This is a genomic window from Dickeya fangzhongdai, from assembly GCF_002812485.1.
Lineage (GTDB): Bacteria > Pseudomonadota > Gammaproteobacteria > Enterobacterales > Enterobacteriaceae > Dickeya > Dickeya fangzhongdai.
This window is the reverse complement of the sequence record NZ_CP025003.1, coordinates 3157948-3182877: the sequence shown is the minus strand read 5'-3', so window position 1 is coordinate 3182877 and position 24930 is coordinate 3157948. Positions and strand designations below refer to the sequence as shown.

Annotated in this window: 20 protein-coding genes and 1 tRNA gene; 13 read left to right on the top strand and 8 right to left on the bottom strand. The window is 52.6% G+C overall.

Features of this window, described 5'->3' with window-relative positions; translation table 11 throughout:
* Positions 1-49 precede the first annotated feature (49 nt).
* The 7 genes from CVE23_RS14075 (at position 50) to phoH (ending at position 8156) form a co-directional block, all read left to right on the top strand.
* On the top strand, positions 50-1231 hold the full coding sequence (locus CVE23_RS14075; protein ID WP_100850476.1) for an ATP-grasp domain-containing protein: 1182 nt from the start codon (positions 50-52) through the stop codon (positions 1229-1231).
* Entirely contained in the window at positions 1228-2361 is a 1134-nt protein-coding gene (locus tag CVE23_RS14070) for a Gfo/Idh/MocA family protein (protein ID WP_100849784.1), read from the top strand. The genes CVE23_RS14075 and CVE23_RS14070 overlap by 4 nt, the downstream gene beginning before the upstream one ends.
* A gap of 190 nt (positions 2362-2551) precedes the next feature.
* Positions 2552-3637, top strand: coding sequence for an FkbM family methyltransferase (locus tag CVE23_RS14065; protein ID WP_042860250.1), 1086 nt, complete (start codon positions 2552-2554; stop codon positions 3635-3637).
* Positions 3638-3740: 103 nt separating this feature from the next.
* The gene (locus tag CVE23_RS14060) at positions 3741-5168 is read left to right on the top strand and encodes a hypothetical protein (protein ID WP_100849783.1); all 1428 of its coding nucleotides are present in this window, start codon (positions 3741-3743) and stop codon (positions 5166-5168) included.
* A gap of 377 nt (positions 5169-5545) precedes the next feature.
* On the top strand, positions 5546-6268 hold the full coding sequence (locus CVE23_RS14055; RefSeq protein WP_013318476.1) for an RNA polymerase sigma factor FliA: 723 nt from the start codon (positions 5546-5548) through the stop codon (positions 6266-6268).
* Between the two features lie 54 nt (positions 6269-6322).
* Positions 6323-6835, top strand: a complete 513-nt coding sequence (fliZ, locus tag CVE23_RS14050; RefSeq protein ID WP_038667959.1) for a flagella biosynthesis regulatory protein FliZ — start codon at positions 6323-6325, stop codon at positions 6833-6835.
* A 532-nt stretch (positions 6836-7367) separates the two neighbouring features.
* The gene (phoH, locus tag CVE23_RS14040; RefSeq protein WP_038919546.1) at positions 7368-8156 is read left to right on the top strand and encodes a phosphate starvation-inducible protein PhoH; all 789 of its coding nucleotides are present in this window, start codon (positions 7368-7370) and stop codon (positions 8154-8156) included.
* Between the two features lie 69 nt (positions 8157-8225).
* Here phoH and CVE23_RS14035 read toward each other — a convergent pair whose 3' ends face one another.
* The 3 genes from CVE23_RS14035 to CVE23_RS14025 form a co-directional block, all read right to left on the bottom strand.
* Positions 8226-9830, bottom strand: a complete 1605-nt coding sequence (locus tag CVE23_RS14035) for a methyl-accepting chemotaxis protein (protein ID WP_100849782.1) — start codon at positions 9828-9830, stop codon at positions 8226-8228.
* Positions 9831-10435: 605 nt separating this feature from the next.
* Positions 10436-10525: transfer RNA gene (locus CVE23_RS14030), tRNA-Ser, on the bottom strand.
* Positions 10526-10709: 184 nt separating this feature from the next.
* Positions 10710-11348 (bottom strand): RpiB/LacA/LacB family sugar-phosphate isomerase, encoded by a 639-nt coding sequence (locus tag CVE23_RS14025; protein WP_038667967.1) that lies wholly within the window; start codon positions 11346-11348, stop codon positions 10710-10712.
* 283 nt (positions 11349-11631) lie between these two features.
* Here CVE23_RS14025 and betI point away from each other — a divergent pair, with 283 nt between their 5' ends.
* Genes betI through betA form a run of 3 tightly spaced genes read left to right on the top strand, consistent with a single transcriptional unit; the run spans position 11632 to position 15406 of the window.
* Positions 11632-12246 (top strand): transcriptional regulator BetI, encoded by a 615-nt coding sequence (gene betI, locus CVE23_RS14020; protein ID WP_100849781.1) that lies wholly within the window; start codon positions 11632-11634, stop codon positions 12244-12246.
* A 2-nt stretch (positions 12247-12248) separates the two neighbouring features.
* Positions 12249-13721 carry a betaine-aldehyde dehydrogenase gene (betB, locus tag CVE23_RS14015; RefSeq protein ID WP_100849780.1) on the top strand — a complete coding sequence of 491 codons (1473 nt, stop codon included), beginning with the start codon at positions 12249-12251 and terminating at the stop codon, positions 13719-13721.
* A 17-nt stretch (positions 13722-13738) separates the two neighbouring features.
* Entirely contained in the window at positions 13739-15406 is a 1668-nt protein-coding gene (gene betA / locus CVE23_RS14010; protein WP_100850475.1) for a choline dehydrogenase, read from the top strand.
* Between the two features lie 172 nt (positions 15407-15578).
* On the opposite strand, the gene fabA is transcribed toward betA, so the two are convergent.
* Positions 15579-16097 carry a bifunctional 3-hydroxydecanoyl-ACP dehydratase/trans-2-decenoyl-ACP isomerase gene (gene fabA / locus CVE23_RS14005; protein ID WP_033567674.1) on the bottom strand — a complete coding sequence of 173 codons (519 nt, stop codon included), beginning with the start codon at positions 16095-16097 and terminating at the stop codon, positions 15579-15581.
* A gap of 90 nt (positions 16098-16187) precedes the next feature.
* Positions 16188-17918, bottom strand: a complete 1731-nt coding sequence (locus CVE23_RS14000) for an AAA family ATPase (protein ID WP_049855062.1) — start codon at positions 17916-17918, stop codon at positions 16188-16190.
* A gap of 210 nt (positions 17919-18128) precedes the next feature.
* On the opposite strand from CVE23_RS14000, the gene matP reads away from it, so the two are divergent.
* Positions 18129-18593: a macrodomain Ter protein MatP gene (gene matP / locus CVE23_RS13995; RefSeq protein WP_022634045.1), complete on the top strand. Its 465-nt coding sequence runs from the start codon at positions 18129-18131 to the stop codon at positions 18591-18593.
* Between the two features lie 147 nt (positions 18594-18740).
* Here the strand turns inward: matP and CVE23_RS13990 are convergent, their stop codons facing one another.
* A complete protein-coding gene (locus tag CVE23_RS13990) occupies positions 18741-18926 on the bottom strand; it encodes a GhoT/OrtT family toxin (RefSeq protein WP_023637881.1) in 186 nt (61 codons plus the stop codon).
* 593 nt (positions 18927-19519) lie between these two features.
* Between CVE23_RS13990 and CVE23_RS13985 the strand changes: the two genes are divergently transcribed.
* A complete protein-coding gene (locus CVE23_RS13985; protein ID WP_038667978.1) occupies positions 19520-19795 on the top strand; it encodes a hypothetical protein in 276 nt (91 codons plus the stop codon).
* A gap of 1083 nt (positions 19796-20878) precedes the next feature.
* Positions 20879-22543: a methyl-accepting chemotaxis protein gene (locus CVE23_RS13980; RefSeq protein WP_038919537.1), complete on the top strand. Its 1665-nt coding sequence runs from the start codon at positions 20879-20881 to the stop codon at positions 22541-22543.
* Between the two features lie 144 nt (positions 22544-22687).
* Here CVE23_RS13980 and CVE23_RS13975 read toward each other — a convergent pair whose 3' ends face one another.
* Together CVE23_RS13975 and CVE23_RS13970 are read right to left on the bottom strand one after the other, a co-directional pair.
* The gene (locus CVE23_RS13975; protein ID WP_100849779.1) at positions 22688-24172 is read right to left on the bottom strand and encodes a PepSY-associated TM helix domain-containing protein; all 1485 of its coding nucleotides are present in this window, start codon (positions 24170-24172) and stop codon (positions 22688-22690) included.
* Between the two features lie 165 nt (positions 24173-24337).
* Positions 24338-24766 carry a DUF2946 domain-containing protein gene (locus CVE23_RS13970; protein ID WP_100849778.1) on the bottom strand — a complete coding sequence of 143 codons (429 nt, stop codon included), beginning with the start codon at positions 24764-24766 and terminating at the stop codon, positions 24338-24340.
* Positions 24767-24930 lie beyond the last annotated feature (164 nt).

The window sequence follows — 24930 nt, the reverse complement described above, 5'->3', positions numbered from 1 at the left end:
CCCTGTCGCAGCGGGGAGCCTGAGAAAATATTGGTAACAGAGAATGGATATGTCGACTATAGATGCCTTAATGCTTGATGCGGGTTTTTCTGCGCTGCCGCTGCTGGAAGCGTGCCTGGAACAGGGCGTTGCGATTGGTGTGTGCAGCGGTAAACCCGGCGATCCTGGTCATATCCGGGCAACCCGGTCGATTGTCGAAGATTATTCGGACAAAGAGGCCATTCTCGGCATTGTCAGAAAAGAAAATATTAAGGCTATTTTGCCCGGCGTGACGGATGTTTCTTATGAAACCGGCGCCTGGGTCGCGGAATCGCTGGGCATGCCCGGTTTCGATTCGGTTGAGACAACGGCGATCCTGCTGAAAAAGGATGCGTTCCGTGCTTATGCGCAGCGTAAAGGACTGCCGATTCCTAAAGCGGTGCGTGACATTGAATCGGTGGGGCAACTGTCGTACCCGATTCTGGTCAAGCCAGTCGATGCTTATAGTGGCCGCGGCATTACTCAGGTTCAGCGCGAGCAGGATATTCTGCCGGCTTACCAGTCGGCCGCGTCGGCATCGGTAAGCGGTCAGGTGGTGATAGAAGAGTTCAGGCAAGGCTCGCTGCACAGCCATTCGGCGTTTATTCGTAACGGCGAGATTGTCTGTGAGTTCTTTGTTGATGAATATTGCACGGTCTACCCTTATCAGGTGAACAGCAGTTGTGTTGCTCATCAAATGAGTGAAACGCTGAAAAATGCCGTCAGTGACTGCATCAACAGCATTGTCGCCGACCTGAAGTTATGCGATGGCCTGCTGCATACGCAATTTATCGCCAATCGCGACGATTTTTGGCTGATTGAATTGACCCGGCGTTGCCCGGGCGATTTATATTGCCAGCTGATTCGTTATTCCACCGATATCCCCTATGCGGAATATTTTGTGGCGCCTTTTTTGTCACTGCTGTCGACATTCGCCAATAAGCGGCCGGCAGCCCGCCATTATGTCGCCAGACATACCGTATCGGTGTCTGAAAAAACGATCTTTAACGCGCTGCGTTATCACCAGTTGCCTGGTGAGTTACTGGAGAGTGTCGTGCTGAAAAAAAGCGGCGAAGTGCTAAATCCGGCGCCAGGCGATCGCGCTGCCGTTGTGTTTATGACCTTCGATGAAGAAGCCGCGTTGCTGAAAAGTACCGTGAACCTGAAAAATCACCTGGTGGTGAGCCACTCTTTTCTGGGGAAAGAGAAATGAAAAGCATGACAAACGACGGTGAGGCATTAAAAGTCGGGTTCATCGGCGGAGGCATTAATTCGGCAATCGGTGAAACGCACAAGATTGCTTCGCAGATGGATGGTCACTTCGAACTGGTATCAGGTTTTTTCAGCCGCCATGATGACATCAATCAGCAAACCGCCGCCAGTTGGGGAATTCATGAAGACCGCGTGTACCGCGATTTGACCGGATTTTTGCAGGCGGAAGCCAGTAAACTGGATGCGGTTATCATTCTGACGCCGACGCCGACGCATAAAGATATTGTGATTGCCTGCATTGAGCATCAACTGCCGGTTATCTGTGAGAAGTCGCTGGCAACCAGCGTAGAGGAAGTAGCCGAGATTCAGCATGCGCTGGAACAAATGAACGGGACTCTGCTGGTCACTTTCAATTATTCCGGTTACCCGATGGTCAGGGAGCTGAAACAGCGGATCGCCGATGGCGAGCTGGGCCAAATCAGGCAGGTCATGGTTGAAATGCCTCAGGAAGGTTTTCTGCGCCATGTGAAGAGCGGGGCGGTGCCGCGCCCGCAGGACTGGCGTCAGCATGACGGCGTGATCCCTACCGTGTCGCTGGATTTGGGGGTGCATGCCCATCAGATGGTGGATTTCATCATCGGCGAGCAGGCGCAGGATGTGTATGCGGTGCACCATCGGTTCGGTGAGATCCCGGACGTGGTGGATACGGTTCACTGCATCTCTGGCTACACCAATCAGGTAGTGTGCAATTACTGGTATACCAAAGCGGCGCTGGGTTACCGCAACGGGCTGCGTATCCGGGTTTATGGCAGCAAAGGATCGGCTGAATGGTTGCAGATGGACCCTGAGCATTTGAAACTCAGTAATATCAACGGCGTCTCCTATGTGATCGACAGAACGCATCCGGATAACCTGATCGCATCTCAGCCACGGTACAACCGGTTTAAAGCCGGCCACCCCGCCGGATTTATTGAAGCGTTTGCCAATTACTACGAGGACATCGCTTCTTATCTGAAAGAAGGCGCGTGCGAGTATGTGTTTGGCGCCGATGTTGCGATGCGCGGTATTCGTTATCTCCAGGCCGCCGCCGCCAGCGCGCATAAAGGAGAGAAGGTTCGAATTACGGAGTAAATCCGCGATTTGATAAATATATAAATCAATGTGTTGCTGAGTTTGTACTGTATCGGTTTAGAGATCACCCGGTGTTACTGTCGCTAAACTTTTACTGGTAAGCCGCGTTTGCTGATAACAGCATGTCGGAGCGGTGCATGATGAGGGTGATGACTCATTGCGATATCAGAAGGTATTGGAGAGAAGACGAATGAATACAGCCAGTAAGCCTGCGGCAGCGCACAGCGCAACAGCTGACTTTTTTGAACGGTTTACCCGTGCCGATGGTGTTAAACACTATGTACTGGGTGTTAACCAGTATGCGGAGGCCGTCGCCAGAGTCGCGCCGGTTGACGGCTTTATTGACGAATACACCGACCTGACGACATGGCTGGGAAAGCCGGTGCTGCGCCTGAATCAAATCGAGAAGGACAGCATGGTGGTGTCTGCAGTGACCAATTCCCGTCCCAGAACCGGCGTGGAAAAACTGAAGGCAGCAGGCGTCAAAGAGGTGATGGACTATTTCGCGTTTGCCGATTTGAGCCACGGCGCAGTGCCACAGCTTGAATGCATTACTGATATGCGTAAAGAGTATGCGACCAACACCGCGAAATTCGAGTGGATCCGCGGGCTGCTGGTTGATGATGAGTCCCGCCAGGTATTTGACGACATTTTGCGTTTTCGCCTGGAGGCCAACCTGGCCGCGATCGACAAATACGATTTTTGTGTCGACAGACAGTATTTCGAACCGTTCGTTGCGTTTTCCGATGGCGAAGTTTTTGTCGATGGCGGCGGGTTTGATGGTTTTACCAGCCTGGAGTTCGCCAAACGTTGCCCTGGGTATGGCGGCATCCATTTCTTCGAACCGGGCAGCGATACGCTGGTGCTGGCTAAAAAGAATATGCAGCATCTGCATGGCGTTACCTACCACCCACTTGGGCTGTTCGACCGGAATACGACGCTGAGCTTTTCCTCGGGCGATGGTTCTGCCAGCCATATTTCGGAGGAAGGGAACGTAAAAATTGAAGTGGCGACACTGGATAGCGTAGTTAATGAGCCCGTTACCTTTATCAAGCTGGATCTGGAGGGAGCGGAAATCGCCGCGCTGACCGGAATGAAACAGCATATTCTGGATGATCACCCGAAGCTGGCAGTGGCGGTTTATCATTATCCGAGCGACTTCTGGAAAATTCCCGAATATATCCTGAGCTTGCGGAGTGATTATCGCATTTATCTGCGCCACTATACCGAAGGATGGGCTGAAACCATCATGTTCTTTATCCCGGCGGCCAACTGATGAGCTATTTTCCGGGTGGTTGTGCAGACCATCCGGAAAGGCATTCTGTAATATGTCTGATCATGTTGCCGTAACAGTAAATACAATGAATTGAAGGTTGTTTATGGCGGATTACACGCATGTAAAATCGACGCATCAATATTATCGGGATGTGTTCAGCCGGGAGTTGATGATTGGCGATATTGGCGACTTGCCGAAAGAGATTATCGTTGATGTGATTGTCAATAGAAGCTGTGATATTTATACCCTGAACAAAAATCTGGCTGCCAGCCAGAGCAATTTACCAGAAGCTCAGGATCGCGCGCTGAGATTGCTGCTGAATGCGATTGCCTTGTCTAACCTGGCGCTGGATGAAAAATGGAGCGGTCAGCAAGTACATATGCCGGCCGAGTATATTGACAGTGTTGTCCGTTACCTTAGCGACGTATTAGAGCTGGCGCCGAATCTTGAATATCTGGTCGCCTCTATTCAGCTGCTGTACCGGATTGGCGCGACAGAACATGCCGTTTCCCTGATCGAAAACAATCTGGACGCTCTACAGGATGTGCCTGTTATTTTTAAGATTCTGCTGCTCACCTGCATTCTGGAAGACGATTACGAGTATGCGCTGCTACTCGTCAAAAGAATGACCGCCAACTCCTATCTTATTGGCGAAGATCCGCTGACGTTACTGATGGTCGTCTCGACTATATTCAAAAGTGGTGGTTATCCTGACTCATATATTGATTTCAGTTCGCTAGTATCGAAAACAGAGAACATCAATTATGAGCATTATCAGTGGTTACAGCAAAGAGATAATGATAATGACAAACCCACCATACTTATCGCGTGTGATGTTAAATACTATCATCAGCATGCCGTACATCTGATTTATTCACTCTATGAGACCAACCGTGAAAAATTCAATGTACACCTTCATGTCTATAATATTGACGAGGTGACGGCTGAAGATATCAAAGCGAAACATGCACAGTTTCCTGAGCTGAATATTTCCTGTACCACCGAGCCAGTTGCCGATGTATTTGGTATTAATGTTCACTATGCCTGCAGACGATTTGTGGCGGCTAATTATCTGTTGCCTATCGTCAAGGGGCCGCTGATTATTGTCGATGCGGATTGCCTGATGAAGAATGGCTGGCAATTTGTCGAGCATACTGTGGCATCAGCGGATATTGCTTTGACGAAAAGCGAAAGCTCGCCGTTCTGGGAAAAAGCCATTGCCGGATTTGTCTACCTGAACGGTGGCGAGGAATCCAGGCGATTCATCAAAAAAGTTGCTTTGTTTATATGGAATAATTTGATGAAGAATAATGCTGTCTGGTTTTTGGATCAGGTCGCATTGTCTGCCGTTCTGGATGGCGTGGGGAAATCTACCCATATTACGCGGATTGATGCGTCTTTTGTCTGTGACGTCAATCACAGAGAAAGCTCATTCGCCTGGGTAGTGACAACTATCAAGGATGCACAAAACCGCTATTCGGAATATAAAGATTATCTTGTTGAAAAATATGGCAATAAGCTTAATAGCTAAAATTGACTGAGCAGTAGGAATAAGGTGCCAGTGGGATGGTGCCTTATTCCTCAGCCATATTTTATTATGCTGATTATCCGATACGGCGGTTTATCAGCGTAAGCATCTGCAAACAGGCTGATTCTCTTCCGTCGTCATGACTATTATTGTATTAATAGTTTCTTGCATTATCAGTCAATAACTGTACATCACAAAAATGGCTGACTCTGACCGAGGGAAGGTACCCACCTTACGCTATAGCGGCTACAATATTCAGAAATGGGAATCCGGTTGCATATCTGAAAAAAGCCTTTTTTCTACACCTATTCTGCCGATTGCCATAGTATGCTAAACGCATAATGTTGCTGAGCACCTTAATTTTATAGGTATTTATCACTGTGAGCGAACTGTATACCGCTGAAGGCACAATGGATAAAAATTCATTATGGAAGCGCTATGTTCCCCTGGTGCGCCATGAAGCCTTACGCTTACAGGTTCGTCTTCCGGCAAGCGTCGAGCTCGATGATCTCCTGCAAGCGGGGGGCATTGGGCTGCTCAGTGCCGTAGAACGTTATGATTCGTTGCAGGGCACGGCATTCACCACCTATGCCGTGCAACGTATTCGTGGCGCGATGCTGGATGAGCTGCGCAGCCGGGACTGGGCGCCGCGCAGTGTCAGGCGTAACGCCCGGGAAGTCGCTCAGGCAATGCAACAGGCTGAACAGTCACTCGGCCGGGCTCCTACCGAACAGGAAGTAGCCCAAACCCTGAATATCTCGCTGGAGGAGTATCGCCAGATTCTTCTGGATACCAACAATAGCCAGTTGTTTTCTTACGATGAGTGGCGGGAAGAGCATGGGGATAGCGCTGAGGCGTTACTGGAAGGAAATGAAGAAGCCAATCCGTTAAATCAACTGATGGACGTGAATTTACGCCAGCGAGTGATGGACGCGATTGAGAGCCTACCAGAGCGAGAGAAAATGGTGTTGACCCTCTATTACCAGGAAGAACTTAACCTAAAGGAGATTGGGGCGGTTCTGGAAGTCGGGGAGTCGCGCGTTAGTCAGTTGCATAGCCAGGCGATAAAGCGTCTGCGTGCGAAATTAATGAGTGACGTTTAATTTTGGAGCGCGCAGATATGTAGTTGTACCCACACTACTGTCAGGAATGGACTCATGCCTCAAGCAACCAGGAAGAAGCAGCTTCTGAGCCGTTATTTGAAAGACTTCAAACACAGGCAAACACACTGCGCCAATTGTGCCAAGGAACTGGATCGTGTTTCGCTGGTATTTCGCGATCAGCTCATCAATAAAAAGTCGATAGCCATGATGGATCGGCTGATTGACAACACTATCTGGGAATCTGTGCAGGAAGAACTCATCCCCTTATGTCGTTTCTGCAGTGAAGTTTCCTGCAATACACACGCCAATTATTTCGATATCAAAGCGTTCACGCAGTATCTGATCGAACAGACTGAGGTGCGCCACAGCACGATGCGGGAATATGTCATCCGCTTGCGGCGTCTTGATGAATTGCTGCTGTCGAAGAATTACCCGCAGGAGAGCTTCTCCTCGGATGGCAATATTCAGCAGCGTATTTGCGATTATTTGCCTGATATCGAGCAGAATACATACCGCAGCGCTCTGCGGAAGTACGATCAATATCTGCACTGGCAGAAGCATTACTAACCTTCGCATTCCTCCGCTGGCCGGCGGAGGAAATCCAGCTCATAGTTTTATGTTATGGTGATGTGAAAATACTTGCCATACCGGGGCAAAATATAGCACTGTCATCTTAATGACATCTGTGGGCGGTAATTTCATCCTCAGATGTCGGGTGCCTGATACGGTCAATCATTATTCACCCGAATAGTTATTGTCACAGTGAGGAGCGCGAATGGTAGAGTCCTTCCCTGGACGGAATAGTCAGCAAATTCGCCCGTATTTACCGCTTCATCGATGCGGAGGATCTCCCTCCCGCTTCATTTTCTCACTGTCCCCTGGTTGTTGCGATATGGTCCCTGGAGTGATTCCCGCTCCATTCTTCAAAGCCGATGCCGAACGCGCCGTCATGCCACTAAAGGCGACAGCGCCAACTTCGCATCGGCTTTTTTCATTCCACCTGCGTTACGGCTTAATAAGGAAGCCAAACCTCATTTGTGAACAAAACACCGTCGGCCCTGGGTCGTACGGTCAGTGAAACAAACTGTAAGGTGCCACTATGGGAAGACAAAAAGCAGTGATCAAAGCGCGTCGTGAAGCCAAACGTGTTATCAGACGCGAATCGCGCAGTCATCGTCAGCGTGAAGAAGATTCGGTCACTTCTCTGGTTCAGTTGGGCGGCATTGAAGCTATCGGTATGGCGCGTGAAAGCCGCGACAACTCAGTGATTGAGGCCCGAACCCCAGCTCAGGAACACTACTTGTCTGCAATAGAAAATAAACAGTTAATCTTTGCCACCGGTGAGGCGGGTTGTGGCAAAACGTTTCTCAGTGCGGCCAAAGCGGCCGAAGCACTGCTTCATAAAGAGGTTGAACGTATTATTGTTACGCGGCCGGTATTGCAGGCGGAGGAAGATCTCGGCTTCCTGCCGGGCGACATCGCGGAGAAATTCGCGCCTTATTTTCGGCCGGTGTATGACGTGTTGCAACGTCGGCTCGGCTCTTCCTTCTTGCAGTACTGCCTGCGGCCGGAAATTGCCAAGGTGGAGATCTCGCCATTCGCCTATATGCGCGGACGGACGTTCGAAAACGCAGTAGTGATTTTGGACGAAGCGCAGAACGTTACCGTCAATCAGATGAAGATGTTCCTGACGCGTCTGGGCGAGAATGTCACGGTGATTGTCAATGGCGATATTACGCAATGTGACTTGCCTGCCGGCGTGAAATCGGGCCTGCGCGATGCGCTGGAGCGATTTACGGAAGATGGTATGGTGGGCATTGTCACCTTTGGCAAAGAGGACTGCGTCCGCTCCGAGCTGTGCCAGCGTACGCTGGTGGCGTATTCCTGATTCACGGTTGGCGTAAAAGCGAGAAGGGCTGCGTGAGCAGCCCTTTTATTCACCGGAACGCCAGGTCAATCAGTGATGGCCGAGGCGTAATGGCTGTATGTCGTTCATGGCATACGAGTCGGTAAAATGGCCGTTCCCCTGCAGTTTGAAGGCCTCCACCGACTGGCGCAATTTGGTTGCCTGCTCGTTGAGTGAGTCCGCTGCGGATGAGGCTTGCTCCACCATGGCGGCATTCTGCTGTGTAACTGCCTCCATCTGGTTGATGGCGGTGTTAATCTGGGATATGCCGCGACTTTGTTCTTCCGACGCCAGCGACACTTCATTGACCAGGCTGGACACGTTCTGAATTACGCCTTTCACGTTATTGATGGAATCACGGACTTCGTCAGCCTGCACCGCACCATGCTGTACGGCGGCAATCGCACTGTCGATCAGCGTCTTGATCTCTTTGGCGGCGGATGAGGAACGCTGGGACAGCGTGCGGACCTCGCCGGCCACCACCGCGAAACCACGCCCATGTTCGCCTGCCCGTGCGGCTTCCACAGCGGCATTCAGCGCCAGGATATTGGTCTGGAAGGCGATACCCTCAATGAGGTTGGTGATATCGGCTACTTTTGCGGACCCGTTGGCGATCTCTTCCATCGCGTGCATCATACGCTGCACCGCTTCATCGCCATGTTGGACCGCAACGCTCGCTTGCTGACCCAGCCGATTGGCCTGGGCGGTATTGTCGACATTACTTTCGATGGTGGATGAGATTTCATGCATACTGGCGGCGGTCTGTGCCAGCGAAGAGGCCTGTTCTTCCGTTCTGGCGGAAAGGTCTTCGTTGGCGGCGGCGATTTCACCGGATGCCGTTGAAACGCTTTCACTGGCGGAACGCACGTTAGCCAGAACGGTGGCGAACCGCTGAATCAGGTTGTTAAAGGCGCTGGCGGTCTGGCCGATTTCATCGTTCTTTCTGGTGTCGGCCTGCAGGGTTAAATCCAGATTTTCACTAACGGTGAGCAGCGTCTGACGCAGGGCGTTCAGGCTGGCGCGCACATAGCTGATAATCACCGTGGACAAGGTGCCGGCGGCGAGCAGGGCAACCACAATCAACCCGACCAGCCCGAAGAACGCCTGTTTGAAACTGGTGGTATTTTGCTCCTGCAGTCCGCCGGCCAGACCGACGTTGTAGTTGTACTGATCCTGAAAGCCTTTTACCAGTTTCTCCTGAGCCAGCGTGACATAGCCCCGAGAGGCAAAGGCCTTCTCTGCGGCCTGAGTATCGGTTTGGGACTGCTGAAACAGCTTATCTTTAGCGGCACGGAAGTCGCTCAGATATTGCAGATTATCATTAGCCATCTGCGCATCTTTGTTGTCAGAGACCAGATCCTTTTTATACGTGGCATTCAGTTTTTCAACGCTGCTCAGCGAGTCATCAAGCGCTCGTTTTAAGGTATTGCGCTGTTGCTCTTCCCGGGTAAGAAAAATAAGCGCCAGATCGCTACGTGCATCGTTTAATGCATTATTCGATTTCACCAAATTATCAAGGCTGGGTAATGTGTTAGTCATCACATATTCCAGACGATCTTTTGACTGGCTAAGTGAATGAAGACCGAAACCACCTACGCTAATCAGCGCCAGGGAAAATATACTGATTGCGATAGCTAATTTTTTCACAATGGTCATGTTGAAATGCTCCGCCAGAAATGAGGATGGAGGTAAAAAAGTATAATTATCTTACCGCGCTGAATTTATTTTATTTAGATTAAGTGAACATTAATGACAATAAAAAATCGATTTTTATTTAGGTTTCCATGGAAAATATAAGCTGGATGATTAATAGTTTGATTTGTTATTTGGTTCTTATATCAACGAGTTGTTTAATGTTGGGATAATATGATTGCAGTATTCTAGAGAGGGCAGTGTTAAAGAGAATGCATGGAACAGATTGTCATGTAAAGGAAAGTTAATATTTTTTGCTTTTAACAAATGGTTTTTCTTTTCTGTGAACATCTACCGTTGCGATGCTGTATGGCAACGGGCCATCTTGTCGACTTCGGCATGGATTCTCGCCGAGCCCGATCGCGGGTAAAAAACCAGACATGGTTTGGGAAGGGAAGACGTAGGTTCGGTTGGGATAGACTTGCGCGCAGCGCTCGCCATACTGGTCGTCTACGGCGGTCCAAAACGGCGGGCCGTTTTGTCGAATCCTGTCGCGGGTTCTCATCCGTCCCATCAGCGGTTAAAAAACAAAAACCCCAGACGCAAGTCTGGGGTTTTTGTTTTTAATCTGGCGGTGAGGGAGGGATTCGAACCCTCGATACGTTTTCACGTATACACACTTTCCAGGCGTGCTCCTTCAGCCACTCGGACACCTCACCGGATTGTCGCCGTCAGGGGCAACGGGGCGCTACTATAGGGAGTCACCCTGTTATGGTCAAGCAGTATTTCAGGCTTTTGAAACGTCTGGCTAACTGTTGTTCGACCTGAACGGAAGCACGCCAAATAACCGATAAAAAAAGACCACCGCCGGGGCGGTGGTCAGAATAACGCTACCCGGCGGAATTAGTTCAGCAGGGATTTGATGTAGCTGGTCAGTTCAGCGTTGGTGCTGTTAGCGAAGAAATATTCCTGGAATTTCGGACCGGCAATAGCGCCTTTGACCAGATCCTGATCCAGACCTTTCAGAATGGTGATCAGGTCGCGGTAGGTCACCTCTTTAACGGCATCCAGGATTTTCTTGTTACGCTGCTGCGGAACTACGCGATCGCTCGGGTAGCCGCGGCCGCCTTCTTCTTTGAACAACTGAGTGAACAGGTTTTCCAGGTTCAGCTCGGCGCCCCAGCCAAAGCCTTTGGCGTAAGGCAGAGAAACCGCGTTACCGTTGTTGATCTGGGAGAACAGGTAAGCGTCAGACGGGTCAACAACCAGACCACAGATCACACCCGGGAAAGAGTTACAGGCCAGCATGGCGCCCTGACCAGTACCACAACCCGTGACCACGAAATCAGCGGCACCGGAGTTCAGCAGGATGGCAGCCAGGATACCGTTCTGGATGTAGGTCAGCTGTGCAGCATCTTCAACAGCATATTGACCGTAGTTGTATACGGTGTGACCCTGCGGCTCAACGGCTTTGGACAGGGCTGCGGCGATAATCGCGTTCTTTGCGGCCTGGCTGTTCTCGTTAATCAGTGCAATTTTCATGTTCGTTCCTTTATATGTGCGGACAACTACATTTTTTAAAACACTATTTCATTTCGATGGCCCAGTATACCTTGCTCGCCAGAAACCGCAAACCACCAGAAACCGGAATTGATCGCAAAAACGTGAGCTGATCGATCTCTCGCGGTTGTCGTCGTTCCTGCGATTTGTGGGGTGGATTTATTTTTGATTGATCGTTCAATTAAAAAAAGTTTCAATGAACCCTTGATAACCAGACAACAATTCGGCTGACGCAGCCGTAATACGTCCGCCGCAGGAGGTGTTTATGCCCAAAGTCGGGATGCAACCGATCAGGCGACAGCAATTGATCGACGCCACATTGATGGCGATTGACGAAGTGGGACTGCATGAGGCGTCCATTGCGCAGATTGCCCGACGAGCGGGCGTTTCTAACGGCATCATCAGCCACTATTTTCAGGACAAAAATGGCCTGCTTGACGCCACCATGCGTTACCTGTTGCGTCTGCTGGGCACCGCCGTCAGAACGCGTCTGGCCGCGCTGACGTCAGACGACCCCAGGTTACGGTTACAGGCGATGGTGGCAGGGAATTTCGATGCGAGCCAAACCAGCGCCGCAGCGATGAAAACCTGGCTGGCCTTTTGGGCCAGCAGCATGCATTCCCCCAACCTTTACCGACTGCAACGCGTCAGCAGCCGCCGGCTTTATTCCAACCTGTGCGTCGAATTTCGTCGCTGTTTGCCGCGTGAAGAGGCACGCCGCGCGGCAAGAGGCCTGGCGGGATTGATTGACGGATTGTGGCTGCGCAGCGCGCTGAACGACAAGGGAGGAAGCCGGGAGGAGTCTCTGGCGGTTGCCTGCCACTTTATCGACTGCCTGCTGAAGACGGCGCCCTGCGCCACACCTGAACAGGAGAACTGATCATGTCACGTTATGGTTTACAGCCGCTGTTTATCCACGGCGAACGGGTCAACAGCGACGGTAACGACAGCTTTCCTGCCGTTAATCCGGCGACGGGCGAAGTCATCGCCCAGCTACAGGAAGCCACGGTCGGCGATATCGAACGGGCGGTCGCGTCTGCGCAGCATGGGCAACGCGTATGGGCTGCGATGACGGCGATACAACGGGCACGGGTGTTGCAGCGCGCCGTGGCGATACTTCGCGAACGTAATGACGAGCTGGCATTGATGGAAACCCATGATACCGGCAAACCGTTGGCGGAAACCCGAACAGTGGACATCGCCACTGGGGCTGATGTGCTGGAGTATTACGCCGGGCTGGCGCCATCGCTGGAAGGGCAGCAGATCCCGCTGCGCGATCTGTCCTTTGCCTATACCCGGCGAGAGCCGTTGGGCGTGGTGGCGGCGATTGGCGCCTGGAATTACCCGATTCAGATTGCGCTCTGGAAATCCGCCCCTGCGCTGGCGGCGGGCAACGCCATGATCTTTAAACCCAGCGAACTGACCTCGCTGACAACCTTGCAACTGGCGGAGATCTATCATGAGGCGGGGCTGCCGGCGGGCGTATTCAATGTACTGACCGGTAGCGGCAAGCGCGTTGGTCAGGCGCTGACGCGTCATCCTGGCATCGCCAAAGTGTCTTTTACCGGCGGTGTGGTGAGCGGCAAAACGGTGATGGCGAATGCCGCTGAGTCCAGCCTTAAAGCGGTGACGATGGAACTGGGCGGTAAATCGCCGCTGATTATTTTTGATGACGCCGATTTGGATCGGGCCGCCGATATCGCCATGGCGGCCAACTTTTTCAGTAGCGGCCAGGTGTGTACCAATGGTACGCGGGTATTTATCCCGGCTGCGCTGAAGCGGGCTTTTGAGCACAAAATTCTTGAGCGCGTGGCTCGTATCCGCATGGGCGACCCGACCGACCTAACGGTGAATTTTGGTCCGCTGGTGAGCGTTGCCCACCGGGAGTCAGTGCTGCGTTACATCGAACTCGGCAAGACACAAGGCGCCAGATTGTTGACCGGAGGCGATGTGCCTGAAGGCGACGCATTCGCTCGCGGCGCCTGGGTGGCTCCCACGGTATTCACCGATTGCCGGGATGACATGACCATCGTGCGCGAAGAGATTTTCGGGCCGGTGATGAGCATCCTCACATACGGCGATGAAGAAGAGGTGATTCGGCGCGCCAACGCTACCGATTATGGATTGGCGGCTGGCGTGGTGACGCGCGATATCAGCCGGGCGCATCGGGTTATCCATCAGTTGCAGGCCGGAATCGGCTGGATCAACACCTGGGGCGAATCGCCGGCGCAGATGCCGGTCGGCGGTTACAAGCACTCGGGCATCGGACGTGAAAACGGCATCGTCACGTTGCAAAGTTACACCCAAACCAAATCCATTCAGGTCGAACTGGGAGATTTCAATCCGATTTTTTAATGCTGACGGAGAATGACATGGATTATGACTACATCATTATTGGCGCCGGCTCTGCCGGCAACGTGCTGGCCGCCCGGCTGACGGAAGACCCTGATGTCAGCGTTCTGCTGCTGGAGGCGGGCGGGCCGGACTACCGGCTGGATTTTCGAACTCAGATGCCGGCCGCACTGGCCTGGCCGTTACAGGGGAGGCGCTACAACTGGGCGTATGAAACCGATCCTGAGCCGTATATGGATAACCGGCGGATGGAGTGCGGGCGCGGTAAAGGATTGGGCGGATCGTCGCTGATCAACGGCATGTGCTACATCCGCGGCAACGCTATGGATTTTGAACACTGGGCGAGCTTGCCCGGCCTGGCAGACTGGCGCTATCGCGACTGCCTGCCGTATTTTCGCCTGGCGGAACGGCGCGATAGCGGCGCTGATGCATATCACGGCGATCAGGGACCGGTGTGTGTGACGACACCCAAAGCGGGAAACAACGAGCTTTTTCATGCGATGGTCGCCGCAGGCGTACAGGCGGGTTATCCGCGTACGGATGACCTGAACGGCTATCAGCAGGAAGGGTTTGGCCCCATGGATCGCACGGTAACCCCCGACGGACGCCGGGCCAGCACCGCCCGCGGTTATCTGGACATGGCGCGGGGGCGAGCGAATCTGACCATCGTGACCCATGCGCTGACCGATCGCCTCCTGTTCGACGGCAAGCGGGCGATCGGCGTCAGCTATCTGCGTGGCGACAGCAATCAGCCGCAGCAGGTTTTCGCCCGGCGTGAAGTCCTGCTGTGCGCGGGAGCGATTGCATCGCCGCAGATATTGCAGCGCTCCGGCGTCGGCCCGGCGGATTTGTTGCGCAGTCTGGATATTCCGCTGGTGCAGCATTTGCCGGGTGTGGGGCAGAATCTGCAGGATCATCTGGAAATGTATCTGCAGTACCGCTGTAAACAGCCGGTTTCGCTTTATCCGGCGCTGAAGTGGATCAATCAGCCGAAGATTGGCGCCGAATGGTTGTTTTTCGGTACCGGTATCGGCGCCAGCAATCAGTTTGAAGCCGGTGGGTTTATTCGCAGCAGCGAAGCATTTGACTGGCCTAACCTGCAATTCCACTTTTTACCGGTGGCGATCAATTACAACGGCTCTCAGGCCGTGCGTGAACACGGTTTTCAGGCGCATGTCGGGTCGATGCGTTCGCCAAGCCGCGGCCGTGTCCATCTGCGATCCGGCGATCCGCGTCAACACCCGAGTATTCTGTTCAACTATATGTCGACTGAACAGGACTGGCAGGAGTTTCGCGCGGCGATTCGCATTACCCGGGAAATCATGTCGCAGCCGGCGTTGGATCGTTATCGGGGGGTAGAAATCAGTCCGGGGCCGCAGGCGCAGAGTGACAACGAGCTGGATGCGTTTATTCGCCGGCAGGCGGAAACCGCCTACCATCCTTGCGGTTCCTGCAAGATGGGGCAGGATGCGATGGCGGTGGTGGACGGTCAGGGGCAGGTGCACGGGCTTTCCGGATTGCGGGTGGTGGATGCGTCGATCATGCCGCAGATTATTACCGGTAACCTCAACGCCACCACGATCATGATGGCGGAGAAAATCGCCGATCGGATTCGCGGACGTACGCCGTTACCACCCAGCGAGGCGGATTTTTATGTCGCGAGCTCCGTGTCGGCTCATCCGGAATGAACCCTTAACAGCAATATACGCCATGCGGCGCGTCGTCATACGGCGAGTAGCCGTGCAGGGAAATCGCAGATAAAAAACGGCGGTAAGAGAGTGTGTTGAAGGGAAGGGATAACCTGTGTCGGCATTGCCCTTTATAGCAAAACGCGGCGTTAGCGCCGCGTTTTATCTGCTGTCAGAAGGTGCTGGTATCTTTGAACAGACCCACTTTCAGGTCGGTTGCGGTGTAGATGAGACGACCGTCGACCAGAACTTCACCATCTGCGATGCCCATGATCAGCTTACGGTTGATAACGCGTTTAAAGTGAATGCGATAAGTCACTTTTTTCGCCTCCGGCAGTACCTGGCCGGTGAATTTCACTTCGCCCACGCCCAGTGCGCGGCCTTTTCCTTCGCCGCCCAGCCAGCCGAGATAGAAGCCTACCAACTGCCACATGGCATCCAGACCCAGGCAGCCTGGCATCACCGGATCGCCGATGAAGTGGCAACCGAAGAACCACAGATCCGGACGGATATCCAGTTCTGCTTCCACATAGCCTTTTCCATGCAGACCGCCTTCTTCGGTCATCGAGATGACACGATCCATCATCAGCATGTTGCCGGCCGGCAGTTGTGGTCCCTGCGGACCAAACAGTTCACCGCGTCCGCTGGCGAAAAGGTCTTCTTTGGAATAGGAATCGCGTTTGTCTACCATGTTTCTATAAGCCCTGTTTTTGTGGAGCACGCAGGTTAGCGTACAGATGTACGCTGAGCAAGTCTGTTGCTTCTGGACCAACCAGTTTCCTCAACGGAAAAACCACGGGAAGCGGCGGCGTTCCGGAGGCGCCAACTGCGCGATCCGCTCGCGGATCGCCGCCAGCAGACTGGGCTGCCGATCGTCATCATACGGCATCTGGGTCAACAGCATCAGCGCTTCGGCCACCGAATCCACGATGTAGATATGGAATTGCCCTTCACGCACGGCGTCGACCACTTCCGGCTGCAGACACAGATGACGCTGATTGGTCGCTGGAATAATTACGCCCTGTTTGCCGGTCAAACCACGACGCTGGCATACTTCGAAAAAGCCTTCGATTTTTTCGTTGACGCCGCCGATCGGTTGCACATGCCCAAACTGATCGACAGAGCCGGTGACGGCCAACTGTTGATTGATGGGGAGCAGCGACAGGGCGCTGACCAGCGCGCTGAGCTCAGCCAGCGAGGCGCTGTCGCCATCGACTTCACTGTAGGACTGTTCAAACACGATCGATGCGGAAAACGGCAACTGCTGTTCCAGTTCCAGTTCGGAAATCAGGAACGCCTGCATAATCATCATGCCTTTGGCGTGCAGGTTGCCGCCCAGCTCAGCCTTGCGCTCGACGTCGGTCAGCTCGCCGTCGCCTGGGTGCACCACGCAACTGATGCGGGTCGGTTCGCCAAACATCAGCGGATAACCGGGATACTCCAGCACTGATAACCCATTAACCTGACCGATCATGTCGCCTTCGGTTTCGATCAGGATCTGACCAAGCTCGATTTCGTCCTGCATACGTTCGGACAGGTAACCTTCACGCCAGCGACGCGCGGTAACGGCATCAATAATAGCCTGCCCGGTGATGTCTTCCTGACGGGCATAGAGCGCGGCGTGTTTGAGCTGATGGAGCAGCCACTGCGGGCACAAGGGGACATTACCCTGATCGCCGCTATAGCGCACCGCCAGCGTAAACAGTTCCGGCCAGGCATCGGCGGCCAGCAGCGGCAACTGGTTTTCCAGGCATAACGCATTGATGTAGGAACACCAGTGCACCATGTCTTCGGGTTCGATCAGCTGCAACTGTGATTCAAATTCGCCATAAATCGCCAGTTCGCCCAGCTCCGGCTCCATCTCATGGATATCGCCCAGGCTTTCACGATCGCCAAGCACGATCAGACGCAAATCGACCGGCATCGGCGGAATCTCTACCGGCAAGGGCCGCCGTTCGTCGGGAGACAGCCAGTGGTACTGACCGTCAATGATGATCTGCTTGAGCCGCAGCCACATCAGCGGCTGCGCCAGTAATGTTCGGGCGGACAGAATCAGCGTACCGCCGTTGACGCGATGGAGCAGGCCGGGCTGCAGGCTGATATCGTCTTTGTACACCCGCACACAGCCAAACAGCTGTTCCGGCTCGATCCACTCCTGATAGCCGCAGCGCAGGGTGGCCGCAAAATTGTCATCCGGATATTGGGCTGGCTGGATACTGATTTGACGACCGTCGATCTGATAACGGTTACCATGCAGCGTTTCCGATTGTCGGGCCGGTAGATGAGCGATGGCATTGGCAATCAATGCCAGATAAGCGTTGTTCTCCTGCGCCTTCAACAACATGAATCGGGAAGGCGAGCGGGGATGGCAGAAAATCGTCAGCGCATCGGCCAGGCGCGGCTGTACCGCTGAGAACTCGGCGGGGGCAAGTTGGGCTGCCTGGGAGAATAATGTCTGATATGGCGTATGATCGGGCAGCAGTTGCTGCCATTCGAGTCGGTTACTGGTCAAAGTATCTGCTGTAATCGTTTAAAGGAAAACCGTAATTATACAAGAATTCTTGGGGCTGCATATGCACTGAGTCCGGAGATGCGAACAAGAGAACATCCACAGGCGAATTTTTGGACGAAAAATAGTCAGCAAGGCATTGCCTGAAACGGGAATATCGGGCAACAATGGGGACAAGTTCAGGCACGTTACACGGTCACTAAAGAATAATGTATGAAATATCAACAACTAAAAAATCTTGAGTGCGGCTGGAAGTGGAAGTACCTGGTCAAAAAACATCGCGAAGGCGAGCCAGTCACGCGCTTTATCGAGCAAAGCGCGGCCGATGAAGCCGTAGATCGATTGCTGAAAATGGAAAGCCAGCCAGTACTGGTGCTGGAGTGGATTGCGCAGTGCATGAATCCGGCGCTGGAAAACCGCATGAAACAGACGATCCGCGCCCGGCGCAAACGGCACTTCAACGCCGAGCACCAGCATACCCGCAAGAAATCCATCGATCTTGAATATCTGGTCTGGCAGCGTCTGGCGGCGCTGGCGCAGCGCCGCGGCGTTACCCTGTCGGAGACAATCGTGCAGTTGATCGAAGACGCGGAGCATAAAGAGAAATATGCCAGCCAGATGTCGCTGCTCAGGCAGGATCTGCAAGCGATGCTGAACCAGCCGCCGGAAAACGAATAGTCTGATTAATGTATGCCAGCGATAGAAAACGGTCTGACTGTTAAAACAGAACAGACATCAGCGCTGGCGAATCCTTATTTTCCGTACGACCCGCATTTTGAACCGGGCAGCAAATATCATGTCTGCTAATTCATTAAGTGATAATAATTAAAAAAATGAAAAAACGATCACCACTGGAAAACTTAATGGCCAGGTGACGCCGATTAATATTGAGGCCAGAAAGCGCATGGTCAGAGAATTATCTTTGCTCATAAAAAAAGTAAATAGCATCGAGACCGAAAGGCCCAGGAAATAGAGGGTTCTGATCATTTCCCACAGGTGATGGTGTGACACATTTACTTCCTTATGGTTACAGGGGCGCGTATTCTATGCTGTTAAAACTTTTCGATCAATCGATTAACCTGCCTGATGCCCGGATGCGCCCGCGGATGGACAACCCCCGCTACGCGGCCGCTGGCGGAGCGCTTTGGTTCGCCTCCACGTACCGGTGAGCCGTCATCTGTCGGCTGATGCGTCGGTAAAATGTTAACAACGTGGTATCGCGTTGTTGGCGCCGTCGGTCAGCCGTGCATTCGTTGTAATAATATTACGCGCAGTCTCGATTTATTTTTGATGGACGTGTCAAAGAATACAGATCCGGAAGAATCCGAACCTCAATTGATAATTTTTTCAGCGGCTATTTATTTACAGGTGGAACGGATAGCTGAAAATGTTAAATCCATCCGGCGCAGACAGCCGATATGACAAAGATAAAACGCCGGATGAAAAATGTGAGATAAAACTGCGATCTATATCACATCAAAAGTATGCTTGTTTTATATTTTTTTGTGGTTTTCATGACATTTATATTAATTTTTTGTTTCAGTATGGACTTTATCAGGAGACTGGCATAGTTTGAGATTTTCTCCTGCCATAAAGGTAATGAAATGAGTGAGATATCAAGTCTGTCACTGAAAATCCCGTTGGATCTGAAAGAAAAGATCAAAGCGGCTGCGCTGGAAAACGAGGTCTCGATCAGTGCTGAGGTCAGTGCTCGTTTGCTGAAAAGTTTTGATATCGAAGACCATGCCCATGACGCTGATGAGGCAGAGATCGTTGATAGTCAGAATACGGAAGAGATCGTGGAGCAACCGCTGACGGCGAAGGAAATCAAAAAACTTCGTCAGTTGCTGAAAGGCAAAGGCACTTCCAGGAAGAAGTAATTCCGGCTTTCGCATGCTGTATCCATCGCAGGGATACAGCATTCATCCCACCTTCATGCTGTTCTTCCTCATTTCCCCATTTTTTCTTTTGGCTCGCGTATAGCGGACGTCAGGGGCGAAAGCGCCTGTGGCAACGTGGATGATATCTGTACGTGACAAGGCGCGGGCGACGATTTCAGATAATCTGGCGGAACTCTTACGGCATTCTACTTACTTAACCTCAAAGGGACGGTAAATGGAGAGAACGTGGCAATTCCCGGTCGATAATCGTTAAAAACCGGGTAAGAATCATCGAGCGTAATAGCGAGGAATAACCATTAAGCAGGTAAGACGAAAGGTATCTGAATGAAATAAGATTCACTTTTCTGTTAGAGAATTACCCTGAAAGCGTAAATATTCGACTGGCTTTCCCAAAATTTGTCGAGCATTTTTCTGTTCTATCGTAGACTGACGCCAATTTCAGAAGAAAAATTTTGGGTGTAATGATATTTCTTGTATGGAAAGTCACGTGAGTTATCGCGTGACGAGGTAGAAATTTCTGTAAGATTTTTTTTGTATTAACAACAACGCACTTATCATTCCTTTTATAATGTGAAACAATCCGCTATCAGCGTGGTCTTAGACAAGGTGATTGCGCTGATAATGGGGATGGCAGGATGCCGCATCCGATTATTGTTAATCAATAGCCGGAATAAATAACCGTGCCGCGGTTTAGGTTTTGGCCTGAACCGTGGCATGGTTACTTCACCTGCTGATTCATGGCGGGAATTGGTGATCACGGAGGATAAAATGATTCCCAGGACTGGAATAACACGTTGGCGTGTTCATTGCGCCGACTGGATTGGTTCGACTTTCACCCATACCGGGTTCCATCATTCAGACTCTACTGCATGGCGTGCAGGTAAGAGCTCTGTGCTGTTACCTCACCCCGTTTCTCTGCTGTCCAGGCAGCGATGGCTTGCCGATGGCTCATCTTGCAATGGAATGACTTTCTTAAGGTATGGAGCCTGGTAAATATAAATCATTTGCCACTTGATTTTTAATTGGATTGTAACCGAAAGGATTTTATTAAAGGGGCTTGCAATGAATTTTTCTAATTTAAAAATAGGCTATAGACTGGCAATCGGATTTTCATTTCTTATCATTATGCTACTGATCGCAGGGGCAGTGGCATTAAGTAATCTGAGCGATTTTAACCGTAAGATGGATTATACCGTTTCCGAACTTTATCCGATGACGGCAAAAGGAAATAAACTGATCGATGAGCTGAATAATGCCCTATTGGGACAGCAACTCATATTGATGCTGGATTCTAATGAGGATATTAAACGCAAGAATGAAGAAACCAAGGGACATTCTGCGGAGATTACGGCCTTGCTGGCCGATTTAAGCAAAAATGTCAAAGATGCTCGCTCAGCCAGTCTGCTAAGTGATATTCAACAGATTCGTAGTGAATATAGCGTATCGGGAAATAAGCTGATGGATCTGGCCAGCCGCGGCAATAAGCAAGACGCGGTGGCAGAATTGATTAATGTTTCTCTGACGTTGCAACAAAAATATAAGGACAAGGTAGCCGAGTTCATTGACTATCAGGATGATCTGATGATGAACGCGCGGGAAGCGGTGCAAAAGAGCTATACCGATATTCGCATGGTCTTGTGGCTGGTTTTTATTATTAGCATCGTAGCCGGAGGGCTGATCGCCTGGTGGATCACCCGTAGTGTGACGCAGCCGCTGCAGGAGGCGTTAACGCTGGCGGAAAAGGTCGCGAAAGGCGATTTGACTACCGAAGCCTCTGCCTGTGCGCAGGATGAAACCGGCAAGTTGTTGCATGCGCTGTATGAAATGAATGACAGCCTGCGTAACATTGTTAGTCAGGTGCGTGATGGCGCGGAAACCATATCTTCCGCCGCATCGCAGATTGCCGCCGGCAATCAGGATCTGTCCGCCCGTACCGAAGAACAGGCCAGTTCTCTGGAACAGACCGCCGCATCGATTGAACAACTGACCGCCACCATCAAAAATACGGCGGCAAATACGGAGCATGCGGCTTCGCTGGCGGGGCAGGCTTCCGAGATTGTTCGCCAGAGCGGCGAAATGATGGCGGATGTCACGCGGGAAATGCGCGAAATCCGAAGCGGATCCCAGCGCATGGCGGAAATCATCGGCGTGATTGACAGTATCGCCTTCCAGACCAATATTCTGGCGTTGAATGCCGCGGTGGAAGCCGCCCGCGCCGGTGAGCAGGGAAGGGGATTCGCCGTTGTGGCTAGCGAAGTCCGGGCGCTGGCGCAGCGCAGCGCCAATTCGGCCAAGGAAATCAAGGAACTGATTGATAACTCGGTGCAGAAGGTGCAGGACGGCATGTCGCTGGTGGAAAATACGGAACAGACGATGGGCGCAGTGATTGATAATGCGCACAACGCCGATGGCGTGATCACTGAAATCGCCAAAGCCAGTCTGGAGCAGAGCGAAGGCATCAACCAGATTAACCTGGCGATTGGGCAGATCGATACCACGACGCAGCAGAATGCGGCGCTGGTGGAAGAATCTGCAGCGGCGGCGCTTTCTCTGCAGGAACAGGCACAAACGCTGGCAAAAACCGTCAGTGTGTTCAAACTTAATAGCAACTGGTCCGACAAAGGAACGACGCGGCGGCAGCCGGGAGGAAAGGGGCTGGCGCTGGCCGGTTTGCCGGGCGCTAAAGACGCAACCGGATCTGATGCGCCGGAATGGGCGACCTTCTGATTCGTGATAATGTTGAATGAAAACCGCAGTCGATTATGACTGCGGTTTTTTTACATCCGCCCGTGCTGACTGAACATGTGCGTTGGCCGATACAACATGCCGGCACGCGTCAGTCATACCGGCCTTCGGTGGTCAGTCGGAATGTTACGCCGTCTGACGTTGTCGCGACCAGCGCCAGATATCGACCAACAGGAACATGACCAGACTGATCCCCATCACCGGCAGGCTGACCGCCAGCGCACCCGTAATAACCAGCACCAGCAACCGAAGGCGGCCGTTCAGTTGCAGGAAGGCGGTCGTCAGTGTTTGCAGTGGGTTATAGGGGGAAGGACGCGCCGGCCGACGGCTCCACCACATCCGGTATCCCCAGACGATCAGAGAACAAAGCCCGAGGCCGAATGCCGACAGCAGCAGTTGATTGGCTAGTCCGAACAGTACCCCCATATGCGCGTCAATCCCCCAGCGTGTCAGTTTGGCTACTAGCGGATAGTCGGCAAAATTGACTTTGTCGATGACGCGGAACGTCATCGGGTCAATCGCTACGGCGTCAACCTGCGTGGGCCATGCCCGATCAATTTCGCTAACGGTCCACGCCCGCTGAACCCTGGATGCCGGGCGAATCTCTATTTTCCCGGCATCAATTCCCGCGGCTCTGGCGGCAGCCAGTACACTATCAAACGTTTGCGGCGTGGTCTGGGAGACTGCCGGATGCATTGGCATCGACATCATGTCGTGTTCGGCATGCGCCGAGGGAGGAGAGGGCGGCGCTGTATCAAGGCGGGTATTGACCGACGGCGTTTGCCAGCCCATGACCGCACGAAGCTGGGCGACGTTGTCGCCGGCCCAACGCGACCAGGTCAGGCCGGTCGCTGAAAAGAATAACAACCCGACCAGCAGCAACAGGCCGGTAACCGCGTGATTGCTGCGTAATCGCTGGCGTTGCCGGGCCGGACTCAGGCGCCCTGCGGCGGGGCGGTGATGCAGGCGAGGATGATTTTTGCGGGTCGAGATCCAGATATACAGGCCGCCCAGGGCGGCAATCCATAGCCAGGAGGCGGCCAGTTCGCTGTAGTTTCGGCCAAGATCGCCCAGCAACAGACTACGGTGCAGATAATCCAGGCTGGTGCGAAACGGCAGAATGCCGCTGGTGCCGTATACCGTGAGCGCGCCGCGGATGTCGAGTGACACCGGATCTACAAATACCGCAAAACTTTCTGATGGACCGAGATCGGGCAGGGAAAACATCACCCGCGTCGTCTGCCCGGCTCCCGGCGCCGGGCGAACCGCGGTTAGCCGGGCGTGCTGGGCCTTATCGCCCAAAGCGTGGGTCGCCGCCGTAATTTGTTGCGACAGCAACGTAGGCGCTCCTGCGGCGTCAGTAAACAACTGGTGAGAATAGAGTTTTGATTCAATCTGCGGCGTCAGCACATACAGCGTGCCGGTCAGCGCCGCGATAAAGATGAACGGGCCGATGAATAATCCGATATAAAAATGCAACCGCATCAGCAATGCCTGCAACGCTGCGCGCTGTGAGCGGACCTGACTGTTGCGAGTCGCGTCGTACGTTAGCGGTGTATCAATGACCGCTCCCGCCTGAATGAAGGATGTCTCGGTTTTTGACTCGGACATAAAACCTCCGCATAGGGTAAGCCAGCAGTCGACAAAGATGAATGTCACTCCTGTCGACAGGCGTGGTTGTTCAGCGGCATCTGGTGATAAAAAACCATCAGCAAGAGTGACCGTAAGCGGTGTCAGACACGGCTTTAATGAACAAATGGTTTTGATGGTAATGGCTTATCCACGAGGAGGGGCGCGGGGTAGCGGTGAAAGGAAACGTGGGTTATGGAACAGGGAATAGACGGGGAGAAGCGCTTGCCAGCGAGGCGACCAGACGGCGACGACAGCTTGAAGCAGGCCTGATAATGCCAGCAGCGGCAGATAAGAAAGCAGCACGCAGTAACCGCAGGCGGCATGATCCATGCCCATGCCCATCTCATCCATATCTCCTTTGGGCGTCGCAGCAGAAACCATGGCATGGTGGCTGTGATGCTCCGGCATGGAGAGGCTGGCGGAAGGCGAATGGTGATGTGGGCGCGGCGATATCTGAACGTGATGACTGGCCCGCAATGACTGCGAGATGGACGGGGCCAGAAAGATCATGACAAGGGCCAGTATCCCCAGCCAGGCTGGGGTTCGCCGTTGTCTCAGTTCAAACAGAGACATGCGTTACATGTGACGATGAGAAAAAGGCAACATAGCCGACACTGTACCCGATCATGGAATAAGGGTTAAGAAAATGTTCTTTTTTGATCATCCCTGGTGAAAAAGTTGCGTTCCGCTTTCCATAAAACACCGGTTAATGGGCGTCAGACCCAGAAGTTTCTTGC

Excerpts from the sequence above, each read along its gene's own strand:
- CVE23_RS14075 (WP_100850476.1), top strand. The coding sequence starts at position 50 with ATGTCGACTATAGATGCCTTAATGCTTGATGCGGGTTTTTCTGCGCTG.
- CVE23_RS14070 (WP_100849784.1), top strand. The coding sequence starts at position 1,228 with ATGAAAAGCATGACAAACGACGGTGAGGCATTAAAAGTCGGGTTCATC.
- CVE23_RS14065 (WP_042860250.1), top strand. The coding sequence starts at position 2,552 with ATGAATACAGCCAGTAAGCCTGCGGCAGCGCACAGCGCAACAGCTGAC.
- CVE23_RS14060 (WP_100849783.1), top strand. The coding sequence starts at position 3,741 with ATGGCGGATTACACGCATGTAAAATCGACGCATCAATATTATCGGGAT.
- fliZ (WP_038667959.1), top strand. The coding sequence starts at position 6,323 with ATGCCTCAAGCAACCAGGAAGAAGCAGCTTCTGAGCCGTTATTTGAAA.
- phoH (WP_038919546.1), top strand. The coding sequence starts at position 7,368 with ATGGGAAGACAAAAAGCAGTGATCAAAGCGCGTCGTGAAGCCAAACGT.
- CVE23_RS14035 (WP_100849782.1), bottom strand. The coding sequence starts at position 9,830 with ATGACCATTGTGAAAAAATTAGCTATCGCAATCAGTATATTTTCCCTG.
- CVE23_RS14025 (WP_038667967.1), bottom strand. The coding sequence starts at position 11,348 with ATGAAAATTGCACTGATTAACGAGAACAGCCAGGCCGCAAAGAACGCG.
- betI (WP_100849781.1), top strand. The coding sequence starts at position 11,632 with ATGCCCAAAGTCGGGATGCAACCGATCAGGCGACAGCAATTGATCGAC.
- betB (WP_100849780.1), top strand. The coding sequence starts at position 12,249 with ATGTCACGTTATGGTTTACAGCCGCTGTTTATCCACGGCGAACGGGTC.
- betA (WP_100850475.1), top strand. The coding sequence starts at position 13,739 with ATGGATTATGACTACATCATTATTGGCGCCGGCTCTGCCGGCAACGTG.
- fabA (WP_033567674.1), bottom strand. The coding sequence starts at position 16,097 with ATGGTAGACAAACGCGATTCCTATTCCAAAGAAGACCTTTTCGCCAGC.
- matP (WP_022634045.1), top strand. The coding sequence starts at position 18,129 with ATGAAATATCAACAACTAAAAAATCTTGAGTGCGGCTGGAAGTGGAAG.
- CVE23_RS13985 (WP_038667978.1), top strand. The coding sequence starts at position 19,520 with ATGAGTGAGATATCAAGTCTGTCACTGAAAATCCCGTTGGATCTGAAA.
- CVE23_RS13980 (WP_038919537.1), top strand. The coding sequence starts at position 20,879 with ATGAATTTTTCTAATTTAAAAATAGGCTATAGACTGGCAATCGGATTT.
- CVE23_RS13975 (WP_100849779.1), bottom strand. The coding sequence starts at position 24,172 with ATGTCCGAGTCAAAAACCGAGACATCCTTCATTCAGGCGGGAGCGGTC.
- CVE23_RS13970 (WP_100849778.1), bottom strand. The coding sequence starts at position 24,766 with ATGTCTCTGTTTGAACTGAGACAACGGCGAACCCCAGCCTGGCTGGGG.